The organism is Variovorax ureilyticus, from assembly GCF_037889935.1.
In the GTDB taxonomy this organism is placed as follows: Bacteria; Pseudomonadota; Gammaproteobacteria; order Burkholderiales; family Burkholderiaceae_C; genus Variovorax; species Variovorax ureilyticus.
Genome location: NZ_JBBKZU010000050.1, coordinates 1 through 1,412 on the forward strand (window position 1 = coordinate 1; position 1,412 = coordinate 1,412).

1 protein-coding gene is annotated in these 1,412 nt (G+C 66.2%); it reads right to left on the reverse strand.

All coding sequences use genetic code 11. The annotated features are described in order from the left end of the window. Positions 1-11: 11 nt before the first annotated feature. Positions 12-1,412: basic amino acid/polyamine antiporter (locus WKW77_RS34945; RefSeq protein WP_340361470.1), on the reverse strand; the 1,401-nt coding region annotated here is incomplete at its 5' end.

Sequence of the window (1,412 nt, forward strand, 5' to 3'; positions counted from 1 at the left end):
GAGTCTCCTGTTCAGATGGTGATGACGCCCGTGGCGAGGCCGTAGAGGCCCACGACCGCGCCGATGACGATGAGGATGAGGATGAGCCAGTCGATCGGCGAGAACACCGGCTTGCCCCGCTCGCGCCGCGCCCAGACGTAAAGGACAGTGCCCGGCGCGTACAGCACCGCGGCCAGCAGGATGAACTTCAGCCCGCCCGCGTAGATCATGAAGAGCGTGTACAGGGCCGCCACCGCCGCGATGAACAGGTCCCGCATCCGCTCCTGCGGGCGCACCTGGTAGCTCTCGCCGCGCTTGGACAGCAGCACGCCGTAGGCCGCCACGAACAGGTACGGAATCAGCGACATCGAACTGGTCAGGTTCAGCATCAGCGCGAAGGCGTCGCGCGACCAGTAGGTCGTGATGACGATCAGCTGCACGATGATGTTCGTCAGCCACAGCGCATTGGCCGGCACCTTGTTGGCGTTCTCGCGCGCAAACACCGAGGGCATGTCCTCGGTGCGCGCGGCGGTGAACATCACCTCGGCGCAGATCAGCGACCAGGCCAGGTACGCCCCCAGCACCGAGACGATCAGCCCCAGGCTCACGAAGACCGCCCCCCAGTGGCCCACCACCGCTTCGAGCACCGCGGCCATCGAGGGCTGGCGCATGCCCGCGATGTCCGCGCGCTGCAGCACCGCGTAGGGCAGCATGGTCACCAGCACCATCAGGCCGGTCACGCCGATGAAGCCCATGATGGTGGCGCGCCCCACGTCCGAGCGCTCCCGGGCGTAGCGCGAATACACGCTCGCCCCCTCGATGCCGATGAAGACGAACACCGTCACCAGCATGGTGGCGCGCACCTGCTCGAAGATGTTGCCCGTGAGGTCGCCCCCGTAGAGGTTGGCGTTGAACAGATCCATCCTGAACGCGAAGGCCAGGATGACGATGAACACCAGGATCGGGATCACCTTGGCGAAGGTGACCACCGTGTTGATGAAGGCCGCCTGCTGCACGCCCTTGAGGATCATGAAGTGAAAGAGCCAGATGCCCACGGAGGCCACGACGATGGCGATGACCGTGTTGCCGTCGCCGAAGACCGGAAAGAAGGCCCCCAGCGTGGACTTGATCAGCACCCAGTAGGAGACGTTGCCGATGCAGCTGCTGATCCAGTAGCCGAAGGCCGACAGAAAGCCCGGGTAGTCGCCGAAGCCGGCCTTGGCATAGGCGAAGACGCCCGCATCCAGGTCGGGCTTGCGCTCGGCCAGCGCCTGGAACACGCGCGCGAGCATGTACATGCCCGTGCCCGCGACGATCCACGCGATGACCGCCCCCAACGGCCCCGTCGCCCCGGCGAAGGTGCGCGGCAGCGAGAAGATCCCCGCGCCCACCATCCCGCCCACCACCATCGCGGTGAGCTGCATGCGGGACAT